The following is a 26,724-nucleotide window of genomic DNA, read 5'->3' on the forward strand; positions in this document are numbered from 1 at the left end:
GTAATATTTTCACAATGTTATAGTATTACCCCATTGTATTCCGATTATTCAGCAGATATGCTGTGTGAAGGTCTTTTCTACGGTGGGAAGTATGGATATAGACATGATCCAGTATTGGACTAGCTCAAATATATGAAGCGGGGGAATTAGTGATATGAATCATGAATGGACACCATCATTCGAAGTAGAGCTCATAGATGTCATACGACATAACAGCATCCATGCCTTGCAGGTGGGACAGCCCGAGGGTGTCGTAGTGAGTTGTCTGGGGGAGCCAGAACTGCCCGCTGCAAAAGTAAGTAAAAAATCGACGATGGTCCATTATACATACGGTAACGTTACAGTGATGGTAGAGCATGGGGATGTGATCGCAATGGATATTGATCTGCATGGCAATCGACAGAAGGTAGTGCATCCGGGGATAGTTGCTACATGGGGGTTGAAGGAATGGCAAAGCTTTGCTGGGGATCAAGGCTGGAGTCTGGAGCGTGTCCATGATATTGTCCAGATCCGGGGGGAAGTCATTACTCTTGGTCTATCTCTTGATGGCAAAATAGGGATGGTATCCATGCGCTAGTCAGTAGCAGGTTCGAGTGAAGTATGCCTTGCTCACCGCTTCGACATGAACTAACGAAGTGATGAACCGATCTCATCTCATGGAGGTGATTACAAAGAGGTGTCCCAAGAGCCGTAGAATGGCTGCCTGGGACACCTTTGGTTTTTACGTAAGCTAATCCTCGATCTTAAATTCCTATAGCTGCGCTGTAAACAAACTTCACTTATGAGGCAGCTGCGTGTTCCCGCCTAGTCAAGCGTCGGTGGGCTATGAGCAGCAGGGGCAGTCCCAGCGCTGTCGTCAATGCAAGTGGGGCGAAGATAAGTAGGCCGTTATGTACTCCGACTCCATCAAGCAGGAGACCTCCCAGTATCGGGGCCAACACGTTGCCTATATTGTTGAAGCCAATAGTGCCAAAATAGGTGCCACGCCATTCCGGCTGGGCGATGCGGTCAATTAGTACGTCCATCATCGTGAACATGAGCACCTCACCAACGGTAAACAAGACGACACCAAGCATCAGCACAATTAACCCGCTTGCCGTACCGAAGACGAGCAGACTGGCGGCTACGCAAAGATTACCCAGGATTAGGGGAATAACAGGCGGGAATTTACTCGCTGCCTTGACCACTGGATACTGAACGACAAGGACGGTAATCGCATTGAGTGTCAGCATGTAGGAGAAGAGGCGGGTGCCGTCCTCAAACAGCGGACTGGTAGCGAGATATTGCGCCAAGGTTGAGCTAAAATGACCGTAGCCAAGCACGCAGAAGACCGTGCCGATCAGAATCGGCAAGAACACTTTGTCACGGCTGGTTGTACGTAATGCTTCTCGGATGCTTGGAGAGCTGCCAGTCTTAGCGGTAGCGACAGGAACTGCATGGGATCTGAATTGGATAAAGATGACCACTCCATAGACAATATAAATCAATCCAGCGATCATAAAGGGAAATGTGGACTGTGCGGAGCCTAGGGCCACGCCAAGGAGCGGACCGAACACAACACCTAGATTAATGGCAAAATACCGCAGGTTGAATACGAGCAGCTTCTTATCCTTGGGTGTGACATCTGCCAGCAATGCACGTGATGCGGGTTCGAATACCGAACGACACAAGCCATTCAAGGTATTCATAATAAAGAAGACCCACAAATGCTGTGCTGCAGCAAAGCCAAAGAACACGCATGCCCAGACGAATACGGAGATGAGCATGACTTTTTTGCGTCCGATTCGATCGGAGACGTAGCCGCCATGAAAGCTTACCAATACCCCTGCGAGTGCACTGACAGCAACCGTAAATCCGGCCTCTGTAGCGGAGGTGCCAAGCACCTGAATCAAATAGATGGATAGAAAAGGGATGCTCATGGATGTAACAAGTCTGCCAAAGATGGTGCCGACAATGATGGTCCAGGCTAATGGGTGGATATGACGCAAGGGATGTGACATGACGTAGGGGTTCTCCTTCTGCTGAATGATGTATATAATTGTAACGAGAAAAGAGGGCAATAAAAGTGTAAACATGATATTAATCATTTCACCTTTTATTCCTGGCGAAAGGGTGGACAGATGGATCCTTACGAGGCACATTTTATCAAATTGGCACACACACTGGGGGGACCCATGCTGTCAGATGAGCATCCCCATCCAGCCATACCTGTCACGATTGAACAGCTCAGCGAATTATTGAATTGTTCGTCTCGCAACGTGAAGATCATCCTTCGCCGCTTAGAGGATATGCGTTACATTCACTGGACACCAGGGCGTGGAAGGGGACATATATCGCGTCTTCAGCTCCTTCGCACCCCCAATGAGGTCATTACTGATGCATTTCACACCAAGCTCAAGCAGGGAAATATTAAGGCGGCGATTGATCTGATAGGCAGATCTGAGCTGGATGATGGTCGTAGAGAGCAACTATGGCTTGCTTTCCATGCCGAGATGGGTATGACCCATCAAATGACCGCAGCAGGTGGAACCGATGTACTCCAGATGTCTCGATATCGAAGATTGGAACAATTGGACCCGGCATTAGTTTATACAGCTTTCGAAGCCTATTTGCTGGAGCAAGTATGCAGTACGCTGATCAGTTATGATGCGGATAGCATGCGTTTCCAGCCCAAGCTCGCTCATCTCTGGGAGCATAATGAGGATTATACGCGCTGGACCTTTTATTTGCGCAAGGGAGTCCAGTTTCATAACGGTAAAACCTTCACCGCTGAAGACGTAAAGTATACCGTGGAAAGATTGCAAGGGAGCTATGGCTCTGGAACCTGGCAGTTAGAACAGCTTGAACGTGTGGAGATTCATGGGAGCCATTGCCTGAGTCTGATCTTTGCCTCGCCCAATCGAATGCTTTTGCATTGTGCTGCAAGCTTCACGATGAGCATATTGCCTCTGGGCTCGGACCCCCGGGTAAGCTTGATTGGAACAGGACCCTTTTGCATTACGAGTCTTACGAACACGGCACTCAGGCTCACCGCCTACGATTCCTATTTCGGGTACAGACCGCTGCTTGATGAGGTTAACATCTGGTTCCTGCCGGATGTAGCTGTCCAGGATCGGAGATACCAGCTGGTAGACCGTGATATGACGCACGATGGAACTGGAAGTTTGGCGGAGATGAAGCAGTCAAGCGAGCTTTCTTTTGAATACCAATCGGGTGGGTGCAGGTATCTGGTGTTCAACTTCAGGAGAGAGGGGCCCCAGCATAGAGCAAGCGTTCGTGAGGCCATTCGCTGTATGTATGACCCTGCACTGCAAATGCAGGAATTAGGGGGGAGCCGCTTGTCTCCAGCCTTCAGCTTCCTGCCGTGGAGGAGTCTCGCTATGAATTCGGAAAATGGCAGGCCCAATAGGCTGGAGGATGCCAGAAGGCTGCTTCAGGAAAGTGGTTATGCGGGGGAAGAGCTTCGTCTGGCTTATAAAATGCTGGAGAAAGAATCCATTGAGGAGGCCGAGTGGCTGCGCCAGCGCTGTGAACAGATCGGTATTTGCCTGACACTGCTTCCCTTCGAGACTATAGATTTCGCATTTCTGCTGGGTCAGGCTGACCTCGTATTGGCTGAAGAAATGCTAGAGGAGGACTGGGAATGGGGACTGATCAATTTTTTCAAGACCCAATACAATTCTATGCATCACTTATTGGACGATGCACGTATTCAGATGATCGAGAAGATACTGGAGGGCTACTCACAATATTCCGAGACCCAGCGGCATGACCTGCTGTATCAGGTGGAAGAGCATATTCAGGAGCATAACTGGCTGCTGTACGGCTGCCACCTAAGCAAAAAAGCCCTTTATTATCAAGGGCTGCAGGGCTTGAATACTACGAATTTCGGTTACCTGGATTTCTCCAAGCTATGGATCAAATCGCCAGAAAGGATCTAAGGTCAAGGGATTTAGCGTATACGAGTGTAAGTATCCATAATCATAGCATGAGACTAATCAGATTCGGCAGATCTCCTTCGGGCAGAGCTCACAGTGGCAGATGCCCTGAAGATGCTCCAGGTCCTTGATCACAATCATGCCACCTTCGTATTCCACGGCATCTTTCTTGCGCAGATCGCTCAGCATCCGGTTCACGCTTTCCCGCGTAGCCCCAATCATATTGGATAAGTCCGTATGGGTAATCTTCTTATTAATAATGATATGATCGCCATGAGGCTCACCATATGTGTTATAAAGACGGATTAAAGTTGAGCACAGGGCTCCTGGCTTACCGTAGAGCATGAGATCACGAAATTTGGTCTGAGTGATGCGGTGATGGGAGCCCATCCATTTCATGAAATCAATAGCAAAATCACAGTGCTGGCAGATTAATAGCTCCAAATCGGTATGATCCAGTACACCTACCTCACTATCCTCCAGCACTTCGGCGGAGAAGGTATGTTTGGTGCCAAAGAACGGGTCAGCCTGACCGATCAGGTCCCCATCCTGATGCATGTACAGTATCAGCTCTTTGCCTTCATCGGTAGTCTTCGTGATCTTCACACGTCCTCGTTTAATATAGAACAATTTATCTGAGGTATCGCCCTCCCAGAATAAATGAGAGCCCTCAGGAACTGTTCGATCTTTCATCACGGACAGCAGTCGAGTCATATTCACATCCGATATACATCCAGTATTGCCTTTGTTCAGTGTCTGTAAGTTAGGGTTGCTCATGTTCCATTTCCCCTTTGTAATGAAATGCAGAATTAAAATCATGTATCTGCAAGTTCAGTATTTCAAATTAATTATATACCCTTTAGTTCAACTTGGGTGGGAAGAACTGGCGTGAAAAGTGGCGAATTTTCAAACTTTGTGAACCATTTCACTAAAAAAAGATCAAAATTGAATTAGATTGTGAAAAAAATCACATAATAAGATAACTTCCTGTGTTACGATCAGTGCGTAGAAGAGAGAGCAACTACTATAAACATGGAGGATGAGGAACATGGCTGTAAAAAATGAAGTCACGAAGGCAGCAGAACCAACTGCAGAGCAGTACATCCAAAAACTGATTGATCGTGCGAATAAGGCACAGCAAGCATTCATGGAAATGGATCAGGAGCAGATCGACAAGATCATTCAGGCAATGGCCCTTGCAGGACTGGATAAGCACATGTATTTGGCTAAGCTGGCTGTGGAAGAGACTGGCCGCGGGGTCTATGAAGACAAGATCACGAAGAACATGTTCGCTACAGAATATATCTATCACAATATCAAGTATGACAAGACAGTAGGTGTCATTGAAGATAACGATTTTGATAGCTTCCAGAAAATTGCTGAGCCAGTCGGTATAATCATGGGAATTACGCCAGTCACGAATCCGACATCCACAACCATGTTCAAGGCGCTCATCTCAATAAAGACACGGAACCCGATTATCTTTGGCTTCCATCCATCCGCTCAGGAATGTAGTAAGGAAGCAGCCCGCATCCTGCTTGAAGCAGCAGTGAAGCACGGAGCTCCTGCAGATTGCATCCAATGGATTGAAGCACCGTCCATGGACAAAACGAACTCCCTCATGAATCACCCTGACGTTGCACTGATACTGGCAACCGGTGGCTCCGGGATGGTTAAGGCAGCATATAGCTGCGGTAAGCCAGCACTTGGCGTAGGGCCAGGTAACGTACCTTGCTTTATTGAGAAGACAGCAGATATCAAGCAGGCCGTAACTGATCTGATTCTGTCGAAGTCCTTTGACAACGGTATGATCTGTGCTTCCGAGCAGGCTGTCATTATCGAAGAACCCGTCTATGATCAAGTAAAACAATTAATGATAGCGAACGGCTGCTATTTCGTAAATAAAGAAGAAGCTGCGAAGCTCACTGGCGGAGCTATGAACGTGGAGAAATGTGCAGTGAACCCTGCGATCGTAGGTCAATCGGCTATGAAAATCGCAGAGCTGTGCGGCATCACTGTTCCAGAGGGAACCAAGATTCTCGTAGCGGAGCTGGAAGGCGTAGGCACCAAATTTCCTCTATCCGCTGAGAAATTAAGCCCTGTACTGGCTTGCTACCGTGTCAAGAGTGCAGAGCAAGGCATCGAACGCGCTGCTCAAGTTGTTGAATTCGGAGGCATGGGACACTCCTCGGCGATCCACTCGAACAATGATGAAGTCATTCAGAAGTTCGCGAACCGCCTGCAGACGGGCCGGATCATCGTTAACTCGCCTTCCACGCATGGTGCGATCGGCGACATTTACAACACGAATCTACCATCCCTGACTCTGGGCTGCGGCTCCTACGGACGGAACTCGACCTCGTCGAACGTATCGGCTGTCAATCTGATCAATGTGAAAAGGGTGGCTAAACGTACCGTGAATATGCAATGGTTCAAGATTCCTGACAAAATCTATTTCGAGAAAAATTCGACGCAATATCTGGCTAAAATGCCTGACATCACACGGGTAGCGATCGTAACTGACCCTATGATGGTCAAACTCGGCTATGTAGATAGAGTGACGCATTATCTGCGCCAGCGTCAGACGCCTGTAGCTATCGAAGTATTCTCTGAAGTGGAGCCAGATCCATCGACAACGACTGTGAAGCGTGGAACAGATATGATGAATCGCTTCCAGCCTGACTGTATCATCGCACTCGGTGGTGGTTCGCCAATGGACGCTGCGAAGGGCATGTGGCTATTCTATGAATATCCAGATACTGATTTCCATAACCTGAAGCAAAAATTCATGGATATCCGCAAACGGATCTACAAATATCCGCGTCTGGGCCAAAAAGCCAAGTTCGTAGCGATCCCTACAACATCGGGAACAGGCTCGGAGGTAACATCGTTCGCGGTCATCACTGACAAGGAGCAGGGCAACACCAAGTATCCGCTCGCAGACTATGAGCTGACTCCAGATGTAGCGATCATAGATCCGGTATTCGTATACTCCCTGCCGAAGACGGCTGTTGCTGATACAGGTATGGACGTTCTGACACATGCGATTGAAGCTTATGTGTCTGTCATGGCAAGCGACTATACCGATGGTCTGGCGATCAAGGCGATCCAACTGGTGTTCCAATACCTGGAGCAATCCGCTCTGACTGGCGACAAGCTCGCTAGAGAGAAGATGCACAATGCTTCCACGCTGGCAGGTATGGCGTTCGCCAATGCTTTCCTGGGTATTAACCATAGCTTGGCGCACAAATGGGGCGGTCAATATCACACTGCGCATGGACGTACCAACGCAATCCTGATGCCGCACGTCATCCGCTACAACGCGAAGAAGCCGACCAAGTTCGCTTCCTTTCCGAAATATTCGAGCTTCGTAGCTGACGAGCGTTATGCAGAGATCGCTCGCATTCTGGGGCTGCCTGCACGCACGACAGAGGAAGGCGTAGACAGCTTGATTGATGCCATCCGCAAATTGAACAAGACGCTTGGAATCGAGGAGTCGTTCCAGCAGCTTGGCTTCGATGCCAAGGACTTCGAATCCCGTGTGGATTATCTGGCTGATCGTGCATTTGAGGACCAATGTACAACAGCGAATCCAAAGCTTCCGCTTGTATCGGAATTGGCGGATGTATACCGGAATGCCTTCTACGGACGTTTCAATAAATAATACAAGGGTAATGCTGTTATATACAGCCATTCCCATATGGCTCAGCTCTCCTGTGAAGGGGAGCTGAGCTTGTTGCGTAAGCAAAGGGAGGAATTTTTAATATTTGTGATTTTTGTCACATACTCAACTGTATCATTAATCTACAATGAAGTTGTAAGACAGATCCCACCGAACACACTAAGGTTGCTGATTGAACCATGTATTCACATCTCTAGGAATGTGAAAACAGGCACATGAAGGCGGGATCGTTGACAACGGGTATTACACCTTCAAAGCCCGAAGTCATAACAGACAACTAAACGGAGGGATTCACATGTCGGTGATTGAGAAAACATTACAAGAGCAACAATCGGGATGGCGCGGTTTCAAAAATGGTAAATGGTCCAGAGAAGTCAATGTAAATGACTTTATCGAACAGAACATTACACCATATCATGAAGATGAGAAGTTCCTGGTGGGACCAACATCGAATACTACAGCTTTGTGGGAGATTATCTCCGATCTGACGAAGAAGGAACTGGCTAACGGCGGCGTGCTGGATGTGGATGTGAACACACCATCTACCATTACTTCCCACAGACCAGGATACATTGATCAAGCTAAGGAACAAATCGTCGGTGTACAGACAGACGCACCATTCAAGCGTTCCCTGCAACCATTTGGCGGCATTCGGATGATGATCGATGCATGTAAAGCCTATGGATTTGAAGTGCCGCAAAACATTGTTGACATATTCACCCATATCCGCAAGACTCATAATCAGGGTGTATTTGATGCCTATACAGATGAAATGAGAGCAGCACGTAAAGCCGGGATCATTACAGGGCTTCCAGATGCTTACGGTCGTGGCCGAATTATCGGTGACTATCGCCGGGTAGCACTGTATGGAACAGACTTCCTGGTTCAAGACAAAAAAGGACAATTGAAGAGCCTTGAAGTTGACGCGATGGAAGAGGATGTTATCCGTCTGCGTGAAGAAATCTCCGAGCAAATTCGTGCCCTGAATGAACTGAAACAAATGGCAGCAGAGCATGGTCTGGATATCTCCAAGCCAGCCCTGAACGCCAAGGAAGCTTTCCAATGGGTGTACTTCGGTTACCTGGCTGCCATCAAGGAGCAGAACGGTGCAGCAATGTCACTGGGACGCGTATCCTCTTTCTTGGATATCTACACTCAGCGTGACCTGGCAGAAGGTGTACTGACGGAGGAACAAGCGCAAGAGCTGGTTGACCATTTCGTCATGAAGCTGCGTATCGTGAAATTCCTGCGTACACCTGACTATAACGAGTTGTTCAGTGGTGACCCAACATGGGTAACTGAATCCATCGGCGGCATGTCCGTCACTGGTGAGACTCGTGTAACGAAGAACAGCTTCCGCTTCTTGCACACCCTGTACAACCTGGGACCTGCACCTGAGCCGAACCTGACTGTACTGTGGTCCGAGAAGCTGCCTGAAGCCTTTAAGAAATACTGTGCTAAAGTATCCATCGAGACTAGCTCCATCCAATACGAAAATGATGATCTGATGCGTCCGATCTACGGTGATGACTACGGTATCGCTTGTTGCGTATCCGCTATGAAGATCGGTAAGCAAATGCAATTCTTCGGAGCTCGTGCTAACCTGGCCAAAGCCCTGCTGTATGCAATCAATGGCGGTGTGGATGAGAAATCCGGTGCACAGGTAGGTCCTGAATTCCCTGCAATCACTGGCGAAGTGCTGGACTACCAAGAGGTTATGAAACGCTTCAAGCCAATGATGGAATGGCTGGCCAAACTGTACATGAATACATTGAACGTCATTCACTACATGCATGACAAGTATAGCTACGAGCGCATTGAGATGGCGCTGCATGACCGTGATATTCTACGTACGATGGCATGTGGTATCGCAGGTCTGTCGGTAGCCGCTGACTCCCTGAGCGCTATCAAATTTGCTAAAGTAAAACCGATTCGCAACGAAAAAGGCATCGCAGTGGACTTCGAGATTGAAGGCGAGTTCCCTTGCTATGGTAACAACGACGATCGCGTCGACAGCATTGCAGTAGAGCTTGTTGAATCCTTCATGAGCATGATCCGCAAGCATAAAGCATACCGTAATGCATTACCTACCCAATCGGTATTGACCATTACCTCCAACGTGGTATATGGCAAGAAGACTGGTACTACACCTGATGGTCGTAAAGCAGGTGAACCATTCGCACCTGGTGCGAACCCAATGCATGGTCGTGACAAGAAAGGTGCGTTGGCATCCCTGAGCTCTGTAGCGAAGCTGCCATATGAGCACAGCCTGGACGGTATCTCCAATACCTTCTCCATCGTGCCAAAAGCACTGGGCAAGGAAGAGGAAATCCGCAAGAACAACCTGGTATCTATGATGGACGGTTACTTTGGAAGCAATGCGCATCACCTGAATGTCAACGTATTTGCCCGTGAACAACTCATGGATGCTATGGAGCATCCGGAAAATTATCCGCAGCTGACGATTCGTGTATCGGGCTACGCGGTGAACTTCATCAAGCTGACTCGCGAACAGCAGCTTGACGTGATCAACCGTACATTCCACGGATCGATGTAACACCTACATGAACTGAAGCAGAAGCGGATGCAGAAAGGGAGATGCAACATGTTAAAAGGACACATTCACTCACTAGAAACCTTCGGGACCGTAGACGGTCCCGGCATCCGCTTCGTGCTCTTCATGCAGGGATGCTTGCTGAAATGCCAATATTGTCACAACCCGGATACGTGGGCACTGAATGAAGGAAACCCAATGGAACTGGAGGAGGTCCTGGCCGAGATTGAGCCTTACCTGAGCTACTATCGCTCGTCTGGCGGTGGTCTCACCGTCTCGGGTGGGGAACCGACCCTGCAGGCCAAATTCGTCGCAGAGCTGTTCAGAGCTGTGAAGGAACGCTGGAATCTGCATACCACACTGGATACCAACGGCTTCAATGATGCGGATCGAATTCATGAACTGCTCGAAGTGACGGACCTGGTGATGCTTGATCTCAAGCATATCGACAATGAGAAGCACATTAAGCTGACGGGAAAATCGAACGAGCGCATGCTGGAGACCGCGCGCTGGCTATCGGATCAAGGACGTAAGATGTGGATCAGACACGTATTCGTACCAGGTATTCATGATGATGAAGACGATCTCCGCAATCTGGGGCGCTTCATCGGAACCCTGCAAGGTGTTGAGAAATTCGAGATTCTGCCGTATCACCAAATGGGTGTGTATAAATGGGAGATGCTTGGTAAGGAATATCCACTCGAAGGTGTCCCATCACCTACAGAAGAGGAAGTACAGCGTGCTTATCGCCTGATTGAGGAGGGCAGAGCTGAGACTTCTGCACAAATCGCTTCATCTTATATGTAACTTTGATATATGTAATTTTGATCTAAGTAACGATTATATATGTAAATCAACACTTAGGAATCCGCTGTCTTCACCTTAACAATTTCGTATATATCCATATGTATATCATGAATGTGTAACAAGCGCCGTAGTAGGGTTTACGGCGTTTTTTCTTGTGATCTCAGACTTTATAGACGGCAAAATCTGTTTTGTTGAGCTCTTATTCATTTTACACTAGTGTTACAAATGTTGAGTTATGTGAACTCAAGTAATTAAAATTGTGTTCTTTAACTAATTTTGTATGATAGCGGAGCAACTTTTCGAACAACGGGGCGTCTAATAGTATGACTTTTTACGGGAAAGACTAGAAACTGCAATTAGAAGGAGACAAATAATGAATCTCAAGAAATGGACGATGCTCACAGTTCTGGTGTTAGCGCAGGTAGCTGCGGTACTCCCGGCGGGAGCGCAAGAAGCACAAGTCACCGAATCCAGTCTCGAGCAGACTGCTGATATCAGCGACTCTGTAACAAGTGATAATCAGAATACCAATGAAGATCAGGCAGAACAGCCTGCAGATTCCGCAGTAGATGCTGTAGAGCAGACAGATGCTACGACTCCTGTCACTCCACCTGTAGATACTGATAATCAGACCTCTGTACCTGGTACCGATGTTACGGATCAAGTGTACACTCCAGGAACGACCGGAACCGTTGGCGCACCGCAGAACTTGATTCTTTATATGAATAGCGCTCGCATCGTGCAGGATGGCATTGAATATACGGCTACCAAGCCAATGATGGTCAAGGACGGAGTATCCTATGTGGCTATCCGCTCGTTGGTAGACCGCGTCGGTCTGCAATTCTATTATGATGCAGCAACGAAAGAAACCGTCATTCGCCAAGGCAGTGACGAGCTTCGCTTCAAGACAGATAGCAATGTATACACGGTTAATGGAGTTCAAAAGACGATGAAGGGTCCTTCTTTCCAACAGGATAATGTCTTTATGGTTCCTCTGACCTCGATTACACAAGCATTGAATATTCCGTATACGGTTGATGCTGTGAACAAGACCGTTACGTTGAACCTAATTGCACTTCCTACGGCATCCTTCAAGGTTACGCCTTCGGAGATTTATGCTGAGCAGACACAAGTGGCTTATACAACACAATCCTCCTCTCCGCGAGGTTATGCGATTATCAATGAGCGCTGGGAAGGACGTCAAGACGTATTTCAGGAGCCAGGAACTTACGTCGTTACATATGCTGTGCAGGATGCAGCTGGTCAATGGAGTGAGCCTTACTCTGTGACCATCACGGTCAAGCCACCGAATCAGCCGCCTGTAGCCATGTTCACCACCGACAAGAAGGAATATAAGATGGGGGAGAAAATTACCATCACTGACCTCAGTACGGATGATGAGAACGCCATTACCAAGCGTGAATGGAAGAACAACAAGCTGGCTTTCTTCGAGCCGGGTGAGGTTACCATCACTTTGACGGTTACGGATAAGCATGGTCTTACGGGTACTTATGAGACCTCGATTAGGATTACAGATGAAGAACTGTATAACGAAGATGACTTCAACAAATTCTTCACGCCTTATGGCGACAAATATACCTTCAACGGTAGTGAAGTTCCTATGATGAATTCAGTTCCATTGACCTCTACATCGCAGCCACGGATGCTGATTCGTGCGAATAGCCCAGAGCGTGTGTTCCAGGATGGTATTGTATATCAAGAGGTAGGAGTAGGCAGCCAGCGTATTCTGGTGCATCATGTGAACGAGACAGGCCGCAATGTCAAAATGTATGTGATTGCGACGAATAACAACATCGTACCAGCTTACATGAATATCGAGAATTCTGGCTTTGCAGGACCAAGCCCGTTCGCTACAGCGGCAGGAAAGGTGTCCATCCGAAAATACTTCGAATCCATGCAGACAGGCAACAAACGCTCCAGTCTGGTGCTGAATCCAGGTGAGAGCCACATCATCCTGCAGGATCTGAATGCATTGCCGATCAAGCCGGACCAAGTTATCTCCTTGCTGTCTGACCTCTACACGGATCAACCGATCCAGTACAGAGTAGTTGTAGTAGAGGAGTCTGCTGATCCGATTGAAGCTCTGAATTATTTGCCGATGCTGGCGAAGGATGGAATTCATAACCGTGGTACCTACATGAATGCAGATCGCACTTATGAGTACACAGATGTAGTGGGTACTACCGAGCAGCGTATCGCCATCGGCGATAACAATCTGGACCCGAATCTGAGCGGTTATGATGGTATGGATGGATCATCTACGTCCAATGCCGGTAACTTTGGTGTAGTATACAAAATCAAGCTCGATCGAGTAGCTCCATACTCTCTAATCACGTTCAATCCGCGTGGTGGACAATATTCCGGGTTCGCCATGGTGAACAATCAGATCACCGGATTGCCTACGAACGGAGCTGTCGAGGCGCCGCACGAGAATACTGTGCTGTATCGGACGGGTGTGATTGAAGAGGCCGTTGAGATTTACTTTACAGCGGCAGCAGGCAGCAATCTGCCTGTCAATCTCTTGATTATGCCTTTGCCTGAGCGCAAGCACTAGTAGGATTTGAGCCGATGAGGCTGTCCGATTGGAATAACTTTACCGTTAAAAGTCAACCCTAATGAGGAAGCAGCTCTCGATGTGGGTCCATCGGCGTAATGTCGGTGGATCTCAGAAGGGGCTGTTTTTTTGAGTTATACCTTGGAGGACGTTTCAAAAATGGCACTTTAAAAAGACGCTATAGTAGAGTTACATAGCGCTTGAGCACACATTCACTATGTACCTTCCTTTGCTATTCGTTGTCCATTTCTTGCAGAGTAGCTGTTCGTGCTATAATGGAGAGAATGATAGGTGAAATAAAGACAACAGATGGAGGGAATAGGGTGAACAGCGCACGCTCCGCAGGAGAAGGTCATAAGCTCGATTCGTATCAGGAACGCGCTACTTCGCATCCACAGGATGCTAATCCTATGAGTGCCAGCCCGTCTGCTAAGAGGCATAATATGGGCCGCAGATTGGTTCAGGCTCCGATTCACTTTTATAGAAAAGCGATATCCCCACTCAAGCCACCGACCTGCCGCTTCTATCCAACCTGCTCTGCCTATGCGCTTGAAGCGGTAGAGGTGCATGGCCCTGCCAAAGGGAGCTGGCTGGCTCTAAAACGCATTGGGAAGTGCCATCCATTTCATCCAGGTGGATTTGATCCTGTTCCCCCTCGGGTAGAGATAATGGCTGGACAACAGGAACTGTCAGATACATGATCGTTATCCTTGACATGATGATAGGATTTTCGTTATATTTTGGTATAGAATGGTGAATGATGGTTAACAAGATGCATAACATAATCCTGTGAACGGATGAGTAAGGAGAACCCTGCCAGCACAGAGAGCCGGAATTAGCTGCGAACCGGTCTGGTTAGATTCCTGAATATGGTCCCGGAGGAACCGCTTTCGAGCTTCAGCAAAGCTGAGGTAAGAGGTTGGCGTGATCCAGCGTTAATGGACGGTTGAATAACCGATGGAGCCTGCTGGCTGTGAAGCAGCGGGGAATTTGGGTGGTAACACGTGAGATGACTCTCGTCCCTTATAATGGGCGGGGGTCTTTTTTGTGGCCCATAAGCATGGAACCTAGCTGATTGCTCTGCATGAAGCGCAAATATTATGCCAGGAGGAATTGAAATGGCGGATAACAAGACATTTTATATTACAACCCCAATCTATTACCCAAGTGACAAGCTGCATATTGGTCATGCGTATACAACGGTGGCTGGTGACGCAATGGCCCGCTATAAGAGACTGCGTGGCTATGACGTGCGATATTTGACGGGTACAGATGAGCACGGACAGAAGATTGAACAGAAGGCTGAGGCTGCTGGCAAGACGCCGCAGCAGTTCGTAGATGGCATCGTAGCAGGAATTCAGGAGCTGTGGCGTACACTGGACATCTCTAATGATGATTTCATCCGGACCACCGAGGAGCGTCACAAGAAGGTAGTTCAGGATATCTTTGACCGACTGCTACAGCAGGGAGATATCTATAAGGGTGAATATGAGGGCTGGTACAGCATTCCGGATGAGACCTATTACACGGAGACACAGCTAGTTGATGTCGTAAAGGATGATGCCGGAAATGTCATTGGCGGGAAGAGCCCGGATAGCGGTCATCCTGTGGAGCTGGTGAAAGAGGAATGTTACTTTTTCCGGATGAGTAAGTATGCAGATCGACTACTGCAATTCTATGAAGACAACCCAGGATTCATCCAACCGGAGTCACGCAAGAAAGAAATGATTAACAACTTCATCAAGCCTGGACTGGAGGATCTGGCGGTATCCCGGACGACCTTTGACTGGGGCGTGAAGGTCAAGAATGATCCGAAGCACGTAGTCTACGTATGGATTGATGCCTTGTCCAACTATATCACTGCACTGGGATATGGCTCCTCGAATACAGAGCTCTATGATAAGTTCTGGCCAGCTAACGTGCACATTGTAGGTAAGGAGATTGTGCGCTTCCATACGATCTATTGGCCGATCATGCTGATGGCACTGGATCTGCCACTGCCGAAGAAGGTGTTCGCTCACGGCTGGCTGCTGATGAAGGATGGCAAGATGTCCAAGTCCAAGGGCAACGTAGTTGATCCTGTGACCTTGATCAACCGCTATGGTCTGGATTCACTTCGTTACTATCTGCTGCGTGAGGTTCCTTTTGGAGCGGATGGCACATTCACACCAGAAAGCTTCGTAGAGCGTGTAAATTCGGACTTGGCCAATGACCTGGGTAATCTGTTGAATCGGACAGTAGCCATGGTCGATAAATACTTCGAAGGACGCGTTCCGGCTTATGAGCCGCAGGTGACTCCTTTTGATCAGGCGCTGGAGGACCTGTCGGTCGTAACTTATCAGAAGGTGGAGGAAGCGCTTGAGAATATGGAATTCTCCGTCGCATTGACGGCGATCGGCCAATTCATCAGTCGCAGCAACAAATATATTGATGAGACACAGCCATGGACTCTTGCCAAGGATGAGAGCAAGCGCAGAGAGCTTGCTTCGGTTATGCTTCATCTGGTCGAGAGCCTGCGAATTGCCTCCATTCTGCTGCAGCCATTCCTGACCCGGGCCCCACGCAAGATCTGGGAGCAGCTTGGCATTACAGAAGGTGAGCTGACGGCTTGGGACAGTGGCAAGACCTTCGGTCAGATTCCAGAAGGAACGCAATTGCATAAGGGTGATCCAATCTTCCCGCGTCTGGACGCCACAGAGGAGGTAGCTTATATCGTGGAGGCAATGAGTGGCGGCGCCGTGGCAACTGCTGCAGATACGACACCAGCCAAGACGGATTCAGCGGCAGGCGCTGCTGCTGTCGAAGCTCCAGAGGTGAAGGAAGAGATCGGCATTGAGGATTTCGGAAAGGTGGAGCTGCGTGTAGCTCAGGTTATCGCGTGTGAGCCAGTGAAGAAGGCTGATAAGCTGTTGAAGCTGCAGTTGGACCTCGGGTATGAGCAGCGTCAGGTTGTCTCAGGCATTGCGAAGTTCTACACACCGGAGGATATGGTCGGACGGAAGGTTATCTGTGTAACTAATCTGAAGCCTGTGAAGCTGCGCGGAGAGCTATCTCAGGGGATGATTCTCGCTGCTTCTCACGGAGATCAGCTGACCCTTGCGACGGTACCAGAGTCGATGCCGAATGGTGCGATCGTCAAGTAAATCAAGTAGCATCAAGCATATATTCACATATAAGACCGGCAGGGAACCATAATTCCTTGTCGGTCTTACTTTGATTGTGACTTAGAGCAGAGGCGCATACTCCTTGAATGGCAGGCTCCCTACTCAAAACAGCTCTATAATCAAAAGAGATATACTCTAGAGAACGATACTCAATGCGCTCCTTACTCGCATTGACTGGCCGTGAGACTGGGTTGCGCTGCAGATTATTGATCGCTTGATATGGTGGTATCAAGGATTACAGGTTGACAGCGACGGAGTGGTTTTCTATAATCCGAATAGTAACCATTACGATTTAGGCGGGAGAGCGTTCATGAATAACGAAATACAAGTACAGCAACAACGGCAACAGTTGAAAGAACAGAAACTACAGAAACATCGGAAATCACATAACAAAGGTGGCATACTGAAGCTTTGGCGCCGCAAGGCTGCAGCATATAGAGTAGCTTGGGTTGCGCTAGCAGCACTTTCATTCCTCGTGATCGCTGGTTGTGGCAGCCAGACTCAAGGTGCTATTCAGGAGGGAAAGCTAAATGTAGTCACTAGCTTCTATCCGATCTATGAATTTGCGAAGGAAATCGGCGGAGAGGACACAAATGTAATCAATCTGCTCCCTACAGGCGTCGAGCCGCATGACTGGACTCCGAAGAGTCAAGACATTATGAATACTTCCAAGGCACAGTTGTTCCTGTATAATGGTGCAGGGCTTGAAGGCTGGGTGCCTAATTTCCTGCAAGGCATCGACAAGAGCTCCCAGGTCAAGGCCGTGGAAGTGAGTCGAGGCATTGAACTCATCCATACCGATGAAGATGATGGACATGATCACGGGGCTGCTGGACAAGCTGCAGATCCGCAGTCTGCAAGTGAAGCGCATGAGGATGAGCATGGGCATGAGCATGATGCCCACGAGACGTCCGAAGCTACAGCAAGTAGTTCTGAGCAGGAAGCACATGAGCATGATGGAACGCATTATGTGGACCCTCATACGTGGGTAAGTCCCAAATCTGCCCTGATCATGGCCGAGAATATCAAAAACGAACTGATTGCAGCTGATCCAGAGCATAAAGTAGAGTATGAGCAACGTTACGAGGGCTTGAAGGAAAAGCTGGTAGCGCTGGATGTAGAATTTGAGCAGAAGCTATCCTCATTGCCAAAGCATGAGATTGTCGTGTCTCATCAGGCGTTCGGCTATCTCTGCCGTGATTATGGCCTGGTACAGCATTCGATCATGGGACTGTCACCAGAGGCGGAGCCGCGTGGACAGGATCTTGTACGCCTGGCACAGTTGGTCAAGGACGAAGGCATCAAGTATATTTTCTTCGAGGAGCTGGTCTCGGATCGTCTTGCCCAGACCTTGGCGAGTGAAGCTGGTGTAGAGACAATGGTGCTGAATCCTGTGGAAGGATTGACCAAAGAGCAAGCGGCGAATGGTGATAATTATTTTACTCTTATGCAGAACAACTTGAATAATCTGGTCACTGCATTACAATAAAAGCGAAAAGCGGAATCAAGATGGAGGAGTTGTCATGGCTTATAGCGCATTAGATTGTCACGATCATATTTTGCAGCTAAAGGACGTATCCTTTTCTTATCGGGACCAGCAGGTCATTTCCGGGCTCAGTTATGGAGTGCGTGAGCGTGATTTTGTAGGTATCATCGGCTCGAATGGTGCGGGGAAAACAACACTGCTGCGCATGATCGTAGGCTTGCTGCCCGTGACTCAAGGGGAGATTCGACTCTTTGGCGAGTCTGTCCAGAAGTTCAAGGATTGGGAGCGCATCGGCTATGTGCCGCAGAAGAACGCTTTTAATCCCTTGTTCCCTGCAACGGTCCGTGAAGTGGTGCTCTCTGGACTGTACAACAACAAGAGCATGTTTCGGCGTGTGGGCAGCAAGCAGCAGCGCCAGTGTGATGATGCACTGGAGACGATGCGTGTTCAGGATCTGGCGAACAAGCGTATAGGTCAGCTATCTGGCGGTCAACAGCAGCGTGTGTTTCTTGCCCGGGCTCTGATTAACAGACCTGAGCTGCTTATTCTGGATGAGCCGACCGTAGGGATTGATGCGGAGACGCAGGATGATTTTTTTGAACTAATCAAGCATATGCATGCCCACCATGAAATGACCTTCCTGATGGTATCGCATGATATGGAGCGTATGCAGGGGTACCTTGGGGATCAGCCTGCAGCCAGAAATGGCAAAATTGGATTCTATGTCAAACATTCACATGAAGCACTGGATTGCAGGGAGACTGATTTGCAGCACTCGCTGATTTGACCTACCAGATCCGGTTCATTTATTAGAGGAGTCGTTGCAGTGGACATTTTATGGAGTGATTTTTTTCAAAGAGCATTGATCGGAGGGCTTCTCATCGGCATCACAGCCCCGCTGATCGGTCTATTTCTTGTTCTGCGCAGATTATCCATGATCGGGGATACGCTGGCGCACGTCACGATTGCTGGTGTAGCGCTAGGATTTCTGCTAGACAAGTTCCCATTAATCATGGGACTTATCTTCGCGGTGCTGGCGGCCTTCGCCATTGAGAAGCTCCGCAAGGCCTATAAGACGTATGCAGAGCTGTCGATAGCGATCATTATGTCAGGCGGTGTGGCTCTAGCCTCGCTGTTCTTCACTTTGGGGATGGGCTATAACACGGATGTCATGAGCTATCTGTTCGGTAGCATTTACACGCTGAATACGAGCGATGTCTATGTGGTCGGGGCTGTTACAGTCATTGTGGTAACTGTCGTCTTCCTGCTTCGTAAGGAGCTGTTCCTCCTGAGCTTCGAAGAGGATGCAGCGGCTGTTAGTGGTCTTCCGGTCAAGATACTGAATTTGCTAATTACCGTAATGACTGCACTTGTCATTAGTACAGCAATCAAGATTGTAGGGGCATTGCTGGTATCGGCGTTGCTGACGGTGCCTGTGGCAATCAGTCTTCTTATTGCCCGCAGCTTTAAGGCATCGGTAGTCCTGTCCGTCATTTTCGCCGAGATTGCTGTTGTAGTAGGGCTATTGATTGCAGGTATATGGAATCTGGCTCCTGGAGCAACCATTGTGTTGATGTTGATTGCCATGCTGATTACTGTGATGGCAGGTAAGAAAGGATTCACGACCTAGTCCCGAGAAGGGGGAGGTATATGCCGGATATTCATTGGGGCATTGCTTTTACGGCTGGACTCGTCTCTGCGCTGTCTCCATGCTGCTTACCACTTATCCCGGCCTATTTATCCTATATATCAGGTATTCCAGCTGGGGATAGGGGGCAGAATTCGCTTGCCATGGAGGAGCGACGTGTAAGGATGCTAACTCATGCGGTGGCATTTATCCTGGGCTTCTCGGCTGTATTTTATTCGCTAGGCGCAAGTGCAAGTCTGTTCAGCTACTGGTTCGGGCAGTACCGCGATATGCTTCGCTTGATATCTGCGATCTGTATGATTCTGATGGGACTGGTCGCTATGAATGTGCTTCGGGTTCATCTATTCATGAGGGATTATCGGGTGCCTCTACGAATCAAGCCAGTAGGGTATGTGGGCTCACTTTTGGTCGGGATCGGCTTTGCGGCAGGGTGGACACCATGCATCGGTCCGATGCTGGCTGCGATTATTGCTCTGGCTGCTGTAGAGCATCAGCAATGGTTCTGGCTAATGACCTGTTACGTGGCAGGGTTCGCCATCCCTTTTGTAATTCTCGCTGCATATGCGGGCTCAGGCCCACGGCTATCGGGACGATATGGGGCATGGTTGATGAAGCTGGGCGGAGGGATGCTTGTGCTAACAGGACTCTTGCTTCTTACAGACCACTGGGCAGACCTTAGTATTCTGCTCCAGCGCGTGACCCCCAATTGGCTGCGGCTGTAGCCTGAGACAAACGATGATCAAGTTGTTATATGAGGCTACAAATATTAAGTTCCTATGAGTGCGGACTCTACAGCAAACAACTACTACGTATGTATAATCTAAGTGAACAACGATATATAAAGGTTGAGTAGACAGCAGGGTGCCCGAATGAAGAATCGGAACACCCTCTTTTTGTTCTTTGAAAATTAGAGAATAAATATCTATGACCTGTGAAATAATCAAGTGTCATGTGAAATAATCAATGTTTGCCTTCGGAAAATGCTCAAATATTCGTTCCGTAATGAACTCTCGCAGGGCCTGCTGCTGTTCATCCAGGTATACGTATTTATTTTGTCCCCAGCGTCCCCATTTTTTCTTTCGTTTCTCGATATCCATTTCGAGCTTGGTCTTGGGATATCTTTGCTCAATGACGGTCTTTGCGGTCTTCGTAAACCGGTGCTGGATCATCTCGAAGGTCAGATCCCGCTCGGCTTCAGGAGGCAATGTATCCGCCAGGCGCTCCAGCAACTCTGCATAGCCTTGCTCCCATCCGTCATACCAGATAATAGGGGCTATAATGAAGCCTAATGGATAGCCTGCTGCAGCTACTTTGCCTGCGGCCTCAATGCGTTCATGAAAGCGTGAGGTTCCCGGCTCAAATTGCTTGATTACGTAGTCCGAGTTGACGCTAAAACGAATGCGTGTGTGTCCATTATGCTGCAGACCCAGCAACGGCTCTACATGATGGTATTTGGTTACGAACCGAAGACGACCGAATTCTTCCTTGGCCATGAATTGAATCAGATCCCCCAGAGAGCCAGTAATATGCTCCAGACCTACAGGATCCGATGTACAAGCTGCTTCGAAGCGTGTGATCTCAGGTGCTCTTTCCTCAATATATCGCTTGGCGGACTTTAGGATATCGTCGGTATTGACATACACTCTGACATAAGGCTTGGCACCTAGGGTTGTCTGTAAATAGCAATAATGGCAATGCCCCATACAACCTGTGGAGATCGGAATGGCATATTCTGCCGATGGCTTTGACTGGTCAAAGGTTAATGTCTTGCGGAGGCCCACAACCAGCGTTCTTTTGGCCATACGGTACTTTTCCTGATCCGTTTCGCCCGGCAGGTTGGTAATTCGGTTATGAGAGGTTGTCATCTGATAAGGAATATTTTGTTCCTGAACCCAGTTCATAATATGCTGTCCCTTGGGATAATTCAGGGCATCTGGCTCAAAATAAACTAGATCGGGAATAAACGGCTTGGTGAGCTGTAACGTTCGAGCTGGACGAGCCTCGCTTAGGGTTGCTCCGATCGGTTTCCCCTCCTTTTTTGACCATGCAGAATGTTAGGATGACATCCTTAGGATGTGCTGATTTAGCGGGATCAAACGTGGCAATACATGTGAGCGAAGGGTGACAGGACTTGCCAATGAGTGTTGAGAACATGTATCATGGTTTAAGCAATGTAACAGCAGCACAACGCTGAAAAGAGGGAAAGAAAATGCCAACACCAAGCATGGAAGATTATCTGGAGCGAATTTACAAGTTGATTGATGAGAAAGGGTACGCAAGGGTCTCGGATATTGCCGAAGGTCTTGAAGTACACCCTTCATCGGTAACGAAGATGATCCAGAAGCTGGATAAGGATGAATATTTGATATATGAGAAATACAGAGGCTTGATTCTGACTCCCAAGGGCAAGAAGGTCGGCAAGCGCCTGGTGGATCGCCATCATTTACTAGAAGAATTTTTGGAACTGATTGGTGTAGATGAGGAGCATATATATAGGGACGTCGAAGGAATTGAGCATCACTTAAGCTGGAACTCCATCACTTGTATTGAGACGCTTGTGGAGTATTTCCGTCAGGACGATAGCCGAATTAAGGATCTTCGTCATATTCAGGAGGAGCTTGCCAAGGAATCTTGATGAGGATTCATAAGCTATTGCAACGGAATATGAGTCTGCTTGCCTTTTCTTGACGTCTGAAGACGTTTTTTTAGATGATAAAATTTATTAGTTTTCAGCGGAGCTGAAACAATTCTATCATTACAAGAAACTTCATCCAAGCGCGGTCTGTCTTCTGTGAAAGTACGTCGTTAGACGTTTTTTTTATTTTGCGGAGGACCGCAACCAACGTATCCTTTGGAACGTCTATCCTTTATAGACAACTCTTGTTGGCTGTAGAACTGAATAGAATGTTTCGGAGGTCAGAGATGTACAAGAAATGGTTCAAGACTTGGATGATTTGCGTAGTCATGCTATCCAGCATATTCGCACAGACGACAATATCGGCGGCAGCTCAAGATATCCGACTGGCACTTGATGGACAGACGCTTGATAGCGATGTGGCGCCGTACATAACAAGCAATAATGTAACGATGGTTCCTCTTAGAGTCATAAGTAACGGACTGGGTGCCTCAGTAGACTGGCAACAAGCTACGGAGACAGTAATCATTACGGGGAACGGCACTCAGCTCATGATGAGCAGGGGAGATCGATCTGCCCTGGTGAATGGTAGCCCCGTTGCGCTGGATTCAGCTGTGCAGACTAGAAATGGACGAGTGATGGTACCGCTACGCTTCATTGGGGAAACGCTTGGTCTACAGGTGGATTGGAATGCTTCGACCAGATGGATTACACTGCAATCCGGGTCAGGTCAAGGAAGCATAGCTCCTTCTTTGCCGGGAAATACGGCTAATCCATCTACGGATTCTGGCAGCTCACGTCCAACACCTTCTGTACAAGCCTCTTCCTCCATGAGGGGAGCCTGGGTAGCGACTGTCAATGGCGACTGGCCATCGGCATCAGCCAAGAATAGTGCGCAGAAGCAGCGTCAGGAATTCACAGCGCTACTGGATGATCTGCAAGCCATGGGCATCAATGCGGTATTTGTTCAGGTACGGGCAAGCGGTGATGCGATCTATACCTCCAAGCTAGTTCCCTGGAGTAGGTACTTGACCAATACACAGGGGAAAGACCCTGGCTATGATCCATTAGCCTTCATGATTGAAGAGACACACGCCAGAGGGATGGAGTTCCATGCGTGGTTCAACCCGTTCCGGGCCAATACGACCAGTGCCAAGACGGGACTCGCTAGCAATCATGTGGTGAACGAGCACCCGAACTGGATCGTGAATACAGGTAGCCAGCTGTACATTAACCCAGGAATACCGCAAGCACGTCAGCACATTATTGATGCGATCATGGAGGTCGTCAACAATTATGATATTGACGGTGTGCATCTGGATGACTATTTCTATCCATACAGCGGGAGCTTTAATGATGATGCGACATATAAGGAGTCAAATGGCGTCTTCTCGAATAAGGGTGACTGGCGTCGGAACAATATCAATGTGTTCGTTAAAGAGCTAGGTGCATCTATCCATGCCAGCAAGCCGAAGGTTGAATTCGGGATTAGCCCATTTGGTGTATGGCGGAATAAATCGGTAGATATCACAGGCTCGAACACAAAGGCAGGCGTAACCGCATACGATACGACCTTTGCAGATGTACGTACCTGGATCAAGCAGGAATACATTGATTATGTCGTTCCACAGGTCTATTGGAGTATTGGCTTCGCGGCTGCACCTTATGATACGTTGGTATCCTGGTGGGCTGGGGAAGTGAAGGGAACGAAGGTCAAGCTGTATATAGGTCATGCCCCGTACAAATTAGGTACGCCTGAGAAGGGCTGGCAGACAGCTCAGCAAATTATTGATCAGTTAGCATGGAATGAGAGCTACCCTGAGGTTAAGGGGGACATTTTCTTCAGTGCCCAGCATTTACGCAAAAATCCACTCGGTCTGAGTGAGCTTCTCAAATCCTATTATCAGTAAAATGACAGCAAAAACAGCAGCGACACCCGACATGCTTGGGTCCTCGCTGCTGTTTTTGCTGAGAGGCTGAAGCTCAGTTGTTCCATAACGATGTTCACTTATAATGCATTGCTTCGGCTGTGTTCACCTATGCTACGGTGGCTTTGTTGGCAGCCTGTCGCAGCTCTGTACGGCGACCAAGCAAGTAGCCAATCAAGGAAGCCATCATTTGCTGAAAGACCATTCCCAGCACAACCGGGACGGCAACTGGAGGAGGGAAGAACGTAACAGCGAGTACAGCGCCTGCGCTAATATTCCGCATTCCCCCGTTGAACATGAGAGCTACCTGATCGGCTTCATTCCATCTCAGCAAGCGAGAGCTCAAGTAGCATAATAAGTAGCCTATGGCTGCCAGTAAAATAATGACGAGGGCCATGCCGATGAGCGGCCAGTCAATATTCGTGAGATAGGGTGCAACCACCGAGCCATTAATGGCAACAACAACAGCCATGAACAGCTTGGAGAAAGGGTTCAGCCTAGGTCCCCAAATCGGTGCAATAGCACCCTTGGTCCATTCGTTTAACATCATTCCGACCAGAGAAGGAACGACAATCATCCAGAACAGACTGCCCATCATAGCCGCAGAATCCAGTTGGATACTCGTGCCTAGCAATAATGACATAATGCCTGGAACGATAAACGGAGCAAGCAACGTGTCGATCAGAATGATGCTAAGTGTAAGTGCAATATTGCCACGATAGATCGACACCCAGATAAAGCTGGAAATCCCGGTTGGTATCACAGCGGCTAGCACCATTCCGGTAATGGTATAGGCATCTGTCGGATATACGAGATGACCTAGCCCCAAGGCGACCAACGGCATGGCAAGATGCAAAATGAACAGACATACAATTAGAGGTAGCGGCTTCCGCAGAACGCCTACTAAATCACGAAAGCTCAGACTGATGCTGCCTGCAAAGGTCATGAATGCAAACAGCCATGGAGATAAAAACGTATAAGGCGAAAGCATACTTCCACATAGCACACCAATCAAAATGCTGGCTGGTGTAATAAGGGGCATAATACGATTCAATCGTTGGTTCAGAACCTGTAGCATAAAATTAGACATCCCTTTTCCCATATGATTTTCTATTATACATCTTTGAAGCAGTCAGGAATTTGTTTTTTTGGCAAACGTTCAAATGTATTACTTTGTGCATAGGATGAGAATGCGGCGTATGATATAATGTTCCATGCGAACTTAACAAGGTGGTTGAAATGATGAATTCCTATCAAGAATTATGCAAAAAAATATTTAGTGATTTTCCTGAGGCACACACAAAATACGCAGAGCCTATCTCGAAGCATACATATACCCGTCTAGGCGGTGCAGCGGATCTGCTGATGTTTCCCACCGCGGTGGAGGAGGTCGCAACCATTGTTCAGCGGACGAAGGCACATGATATTCCGCTGACGATCCTTGGCTATGGCTCCAATATGATTGTCAGAGACGGCGGCATTCGTGGTGTGACCATGTCTCTTCAGCATTTGAATGGAATTGATATCCATGAGGGCATTATGAAGGCACAGGCAGGATCCTCTATTATTGATGTCTCGCGGGCCGCGCTACGAGCAAGCTTGACGGGACTGGAATTTGCCTGTGGTATCCCCGGCTCTACCGGTGGGGCTCTGTACATGAATGCTGGTGCTTACGGAGGAGAGATGACAGACGTAGTCATTCGTGCCACCATCGTGACTGAACAAGGTGAGATCGTGGTGATGAGCAAGGATGAAATGGAGCTGGCTTATCGTCATAGCAGGTTCATGCAGACAACAGACATTATTGTCGACGTGACATTTCAGTTGACTCCGGGGGACCCGGCGCTCATTCGTGCCAAGATGGAGGAACTAACTCTGGCGAGAGAATCGAAGCAGCCGTTGGAATACCCGTCATGCGGAAGTGTGTTCAAGCGTCCGCCAGGATATTTTGCAGGTAAGCTGATTCAGGATTGTGATCTTCAGGGAACCCGAATTGGTGGTGCAGAGGTGTCTACGAAGCATTCAGGCTTCATTGTGAACGTGGACCATGCTACTGCCCAAGATTATATTGATCTGATCGCACTGGTACAGCAGCGTGTCCGTGAGAAATTCCAGGTTGAGCTGGAGACCGAGGTAATTATCATCGGGGAATAGAGCCCATAGCTGCTTCTGCAGCTGCTTGCAGTGGCAAGATTCAGAGCCGCTATACGATTCGTCGTATGGCGGTTCCTTCTTTTTTCTTGACTTTTTAGCCGCTTGTCATGATATAGTTATGTAGACCAATTGTTATATTAAATTTTAAGGGTG

At 48.4% G+C, this 26,724-nt stretch carries 19 protein-coding genes and 1 other annotated feature; of the genes, 15 read left to right on the forward strand and 4 right to left on the reverse strand.

Translation table 11 applies throughout. From position 1 onward, the window contains the following. Window positions 1-154 precede the first annotated feature (154 nt). A complete protein-coding gene (locus K331_RS0101885) occupies window positions 155-577 on the forward strand; it encodes a hypothetical protein (protein ID WP_028588956.1) in 423 nt (140 codons plus the stop codon). A gap of 202 nt (window positions 578-779) precedes the next feature. Here K331_RS0101885 and K331_RS0101890 read toward each other — a convergent pair whose 3' ends face one another. Then, window positions 780-2,000 carry an MDR family MFS transporter gene (locus K331_RS0101890; RefSeq protein ID WP_028588957.1) on the reverse strand — a complete coding sequence of 407 codons (1,221 nt, stop codon included), beginning with the start codon at window positions 1,998-2,000 and terminating at the stop codon, window positions 780-782. Between the two features lie 120 nt (window positions 2,001-2,120). Between K331_RS0101890 and K331_RS0101895 the strand changes: the two genes are divergently transcribed. After that, window positions 2,121-3,941, forward strand: coding sequence for an ABC transporter substrate-binding protein (locus K331_RS0101895; protein WP_028588958.1), 1,821 nt, complete (start codon window positions 2,121-2,123; stop codon window positions 3,939-3,941). A gap of 57 nt (window positions 3,942-3,998) precedes the next feature. On the opposite strand, the gene K331_RS0101900 is transcribed toward K331_RS0101895, so the two are convergent. Next, window positions 3,999-4,715 carry a Crp/Fnr family transcriptional regulator gene (locus tag K331_RS0101900; protein WP_028588959.1) on the reverse strand — a complete coding sequence of 239 codons (717 nt, stop codon included), beginning with the start codon at window positions 4,713-4,715 and terminating at the stop codon, window positions 3,999-4,001. Window positions 4,716-4,986: 271 nt separating this feature from the next. Here K331_RS0101900 and adhE point away from each other — a divergent pair, with 271 nt between their 5' ends. The 10 genes from adhE to K331_RS0101950 all read left to right on the forward strand — a co-directional run bounded on the left by adhE (window position 4,987) and on the right by K331_RS0101950 (window position 20,576). Continuing rightward, on the forward strand, window positions 4,987-7,602 hold the full coding sequence (gene adhE / locus K331_RS0101905; protein ID WP_028588960.1) for a bifunctional acetaldehyde-CoA/alcohol dehydrogenase: 2,616 nt from the start codon (window positions 4,987-4,989) through the stop codon (window positions 7,600-7,602). A gap of 313 nt (window positions 7,603-7,915) precedes the next feature. Beyond that, complete coding sequence (pflB, locus tag K331_RS0101910; RefSeq protein WP_028588961.1) at window positions 7,916-10,177, forward strand: formate C-acetyltransferase; 2,262 nt, start codon at window positions 7,916-7,918, stop codon at window positions 10,175-10,177. A gap of 48 nt (window positions 10,178-10,225) precedes the next feature. Next, entirely contained in the window at window positions 10,226-10,981 is a 756-nt protein-coding gene (pflA, locus tag K331_RS0101915) for a pyruvate formate-lyase-activating protein (protein ID WP_025680599.1), read from the forward strand. A gap of 373 nt (window positions 10,982-11,354) precedes the next feature. Next, window positions 11,355-13,556, forward strand: a complete 2,202-nt coding sequence (locus K331_RS0101920) for a copper amine oxidase N-terminal domain-containing protein (RefSeq protein ID WP_028588962.1) — start codon at window positions 11,355-11,357, stop codon at window positions 13,554-13,556. A 443-nt stretch (window positions 13,557-13,999) separates the two neighbouring features. Then, on the forward strand, window positions 14,000-14,257 hold the full coding sequence (gene yidD, locus K331_RS0101925) for a membrane protein insertion efficiency factor YidD (RefSeq protein ID WP_028588963.1): 258 nt from the start codon (window positions 14,000-14,002) through the stop codon (window positions 14,255-14,257). A gap of 79 nt (window positions 14,258-14,336) precedes the next feature. Further along, window positions 14,337-14,583 (forward strand) — a binding site (T-box leader). A 91-nt stretch (window positions 14,584-14,674) separates the two neighbouring features. Further along, complete coding sequence (gene metG / locus K331_RS0101930; protein ID WP_028588964.1) at window positions 14,675-16,699, forward strand: methionine--tRNA ligase; 2,025 nt, start codon at window positions 14,675-14,677, stop codon at window positions 16,697-16,699. A gap of 331 nt (window positions 16,700-17,030) precedes the next feature. Then, window positions 17,031-18,209, forward strand: coding sequence for a metal ABC transporter solute-binding protein, Zn/Mn family (locus K331_RS0101935; RefSeq protein ID WP_028588965.1), 1,179 nt, complete (start codon window positions 17,031-17,033; stop codon window positions 18,207-18,209). A gap of 34 nt (window positions 18,210-18,243) precedes the next feature. Next, complete coding sequence (locus tag K331_RS0101940) at window positions 18,244-18,993, forward strand: metal ABC transporter ATP-binding protein (protein WP_028588966.1); 750 nt, start codon at window positions 18,244-18,246, stop codon at window positions 18,991-18,993. 39 nt (window positions 18,994-19,032) lie between these two features. Beyond that, window positions 19,033-19,836 carry a metal ABC transporter permease gene (locus tag K331_RS0101945; RefSeq protein ID WP_028588967.1) on the forward strand — a complete coding sequence of 268 codons (804 nt, stop codon included), beginning with the start codon at window positions 19,033-19,035 and terminating at the stop codon, window positions 19,834-19,836. Between the two features lie 20 nt (window positions 19,837-19,856). Then, entirely contained in the window at window positions 19,857-20,576 is a 720-nt protein-coding gene (locus K331_RS0101950; protein WP_028588968.1) for a cytochrome c biogenesis CcdA family protein, read from the forward strand. Between the two features lie 225 nt (window positions 20,577-20,801). On the opposite strand, the gene splB is transcribed toward K331_RS0101950, so the two are convergent. Further along, window positions 20,802-21,875 (reverse strand): spore photoproduct lyase, encoded by a 1,074-nt coding sequence (gene splB, locus K331_RS0101955; protein ID WP_028588969.1) that lies wholly within the window; start codon window positions 21,873-21,875, stop codon window positions 20,802-20,804. Between the two features lie 188 nt (window positions 21,876-22,063). On the opposite strand from splB, the gene mntR reads away from it, so the two are divergent. Together mntR and K331_RS0101965 are read left to right on the forward strand one after the other, a co-directional pair. Further along, a complete protein-coding gene (mntR, locus tag K331_RS0101960; RefSeq protein WP_018886406.1) occupies window positions 22,064-22,489 on the forward strand; it encodes a transcriptional regulator MntR in 426 nt (141 codons plus the stop codon). A 314-nt stretch (window positions 22,490-22,803) separates the two neighbouring features. After that, a complete protein-coding gene (locus K331_RS0101965; RefSeq protein ID WP_404821462.1) occupies window positions 22,804-24,399 on the forward strand; it encodes a family 10 glycosylhydrolase in 1,596 nt (531 codons plus the stop codon). A gap of 127 nt (window positions 24,400-24,526) precedes the next feature. Here the strand turns inward: K331_RS0101965 and K331_RS0101970 are convergent, their stop codons facing one another. Next, on the reverse strand, window positions 24,527-25,495 hold the full coding sequence (locus K331_RS0101970; RefSeq protein ID WP_028588971.1) for a bile acid:sodium symporter family protein: 969 nt from the start codon (window positions 25,493-25,495) through the stop codon (window positions 24,527-24,529). 164 nt (window positions 25,496-25,659) lie between these two features. On the opposite strand from K331_RS0101970, the gene murB reads away from it, so the two are divergent. Then, window positions 25,660-26,571, forward strand: a complete 912-nt coding sequence (gene murB / locus K331_RS0101975; RefSeq protein ID WP_028588972.1) for a UDP-N-acetylmuramate dehydrogenase — start codon at window positions 25,660-25,662, stop codon at window positions 26,569-26,571. The last annotated feature ends 153 nt before the right edge of the window (window positions 26,572-26,724 follow it).

The organism is Paenibacillus massiliensis subsp. panacisoli DSM 21345, from assembly GCF_000426545.1.
Lineage (GTDB): Bacteria > Bacillota > Bacilli > Paenibacillales > Paenibacillaceae > Paenibacillus > Paenibacillus panacisoli.

Coding starts and splice junctions, on each gene's coding strand:
- K331_RS0101970 (WP_028588971.1), bottom strand. CDS start 25,495: ATGCTACAGGTTCTGAACCAACGATTGAATCGTATTATGCCCCTTATT.
- mntR (WP_018886406.1), top strand. CDS start 22,064: ATGCCAACACCAAGCATGGAAGATTATCTGGAGCGAATTTACAAGTTG.
- K331_RS0101950 (WP_028588968.1), top strand. CDS start 19,857: ATGCCGGATATTCATTGGGGCATTGCTTTTACGGCTGGACTCGTCTCT.
- adhE (WP_028588960.1), top strand. CDS start 4,987: ATGGCTGTAAAAAATGAAGTCACGAAGGCAGCAGAACCAACTGCAGAG.
- pflA (WP_025680599.1), top strand. CDS start 10,226: ATGTTAAAAGGACACATTCACTCACTAGAAACCTTCGGGACCGTAGAC.
- K331_RS0101900 (WP_028588959.1), bottom strand. CDS start 4,715: ATGAGCAACCCTAACTTACAGACACTGAACAAAGGCAATACTGGATGT.
- K331_RS0101920 (WP_028588962.1), top strand. CDS start 11,355: ATGAATCTCAAGAAATGGACGATGCTCACAGTTCTGGTGTTAGCGCAG.
- K331_RS0101935 (WP_028588965.1), top strand. CDS start 17,031: ATGAATAACGAAATACAAGTACAGCAACAACGGCAACAGTTGAAAGAA.
- murB (WP_028588972.1), top strand. CDS start 25,660: ATGAATTCCTATCAAGAATTATGCAAAAAAATATTTAGTGATTTTCCT.
- K331_RS0101965 (WP_404821462.1), top strand. CDS start 22,804: ATGATTTGCGTAGTCATGCTATCCAGCATATTCGCACAGACGACAATA.
- K331_RS0101895 (WP_028588958.1), top strand. CDS start 2,121: ATGGATCCTTACGAGGCACATTTTATCAAATTGGCACACACACTGGGG.
- metG (WP_028588964.1), top strand. CDS start 14,675: ATGGCGGATAACAAGACATTTTATATTACAACCCCAATCTATTACCCA.
- K331_RS0101940 (WP_028588966.1), top strand. CDS start 18,244: ATGGCTTATAGCGCATTAGATTGTCACGATCATATTTTGCAGCTAAAG.
- K331_RS0101885 (WP_028588956.1), top strand. CDS start 155: ATGAATCATGAATGGACACCATCATTCGAAGTAGAGCTCATAGATGTC.
- K331_RS0101890 (WP_028588957.1), bottom strand. CDS start 2,000: ATGTCACATCCCTTGCGTCATATCCACCCATTAGCCTGGACCATCATT.
- pflB (WP_028588961.1), top strand. CDS start 7,916: ATGTCGGTGATTGAGAAAACATTACAAGAGCAACAATCGGGATGGCGC.
- yidD (WP_028588963.1), top strand. CDS start 14,000: ATGGGCCGCAGATTGGTTCAGGCTCCGATTCACTTTTATAGAAAAGCG.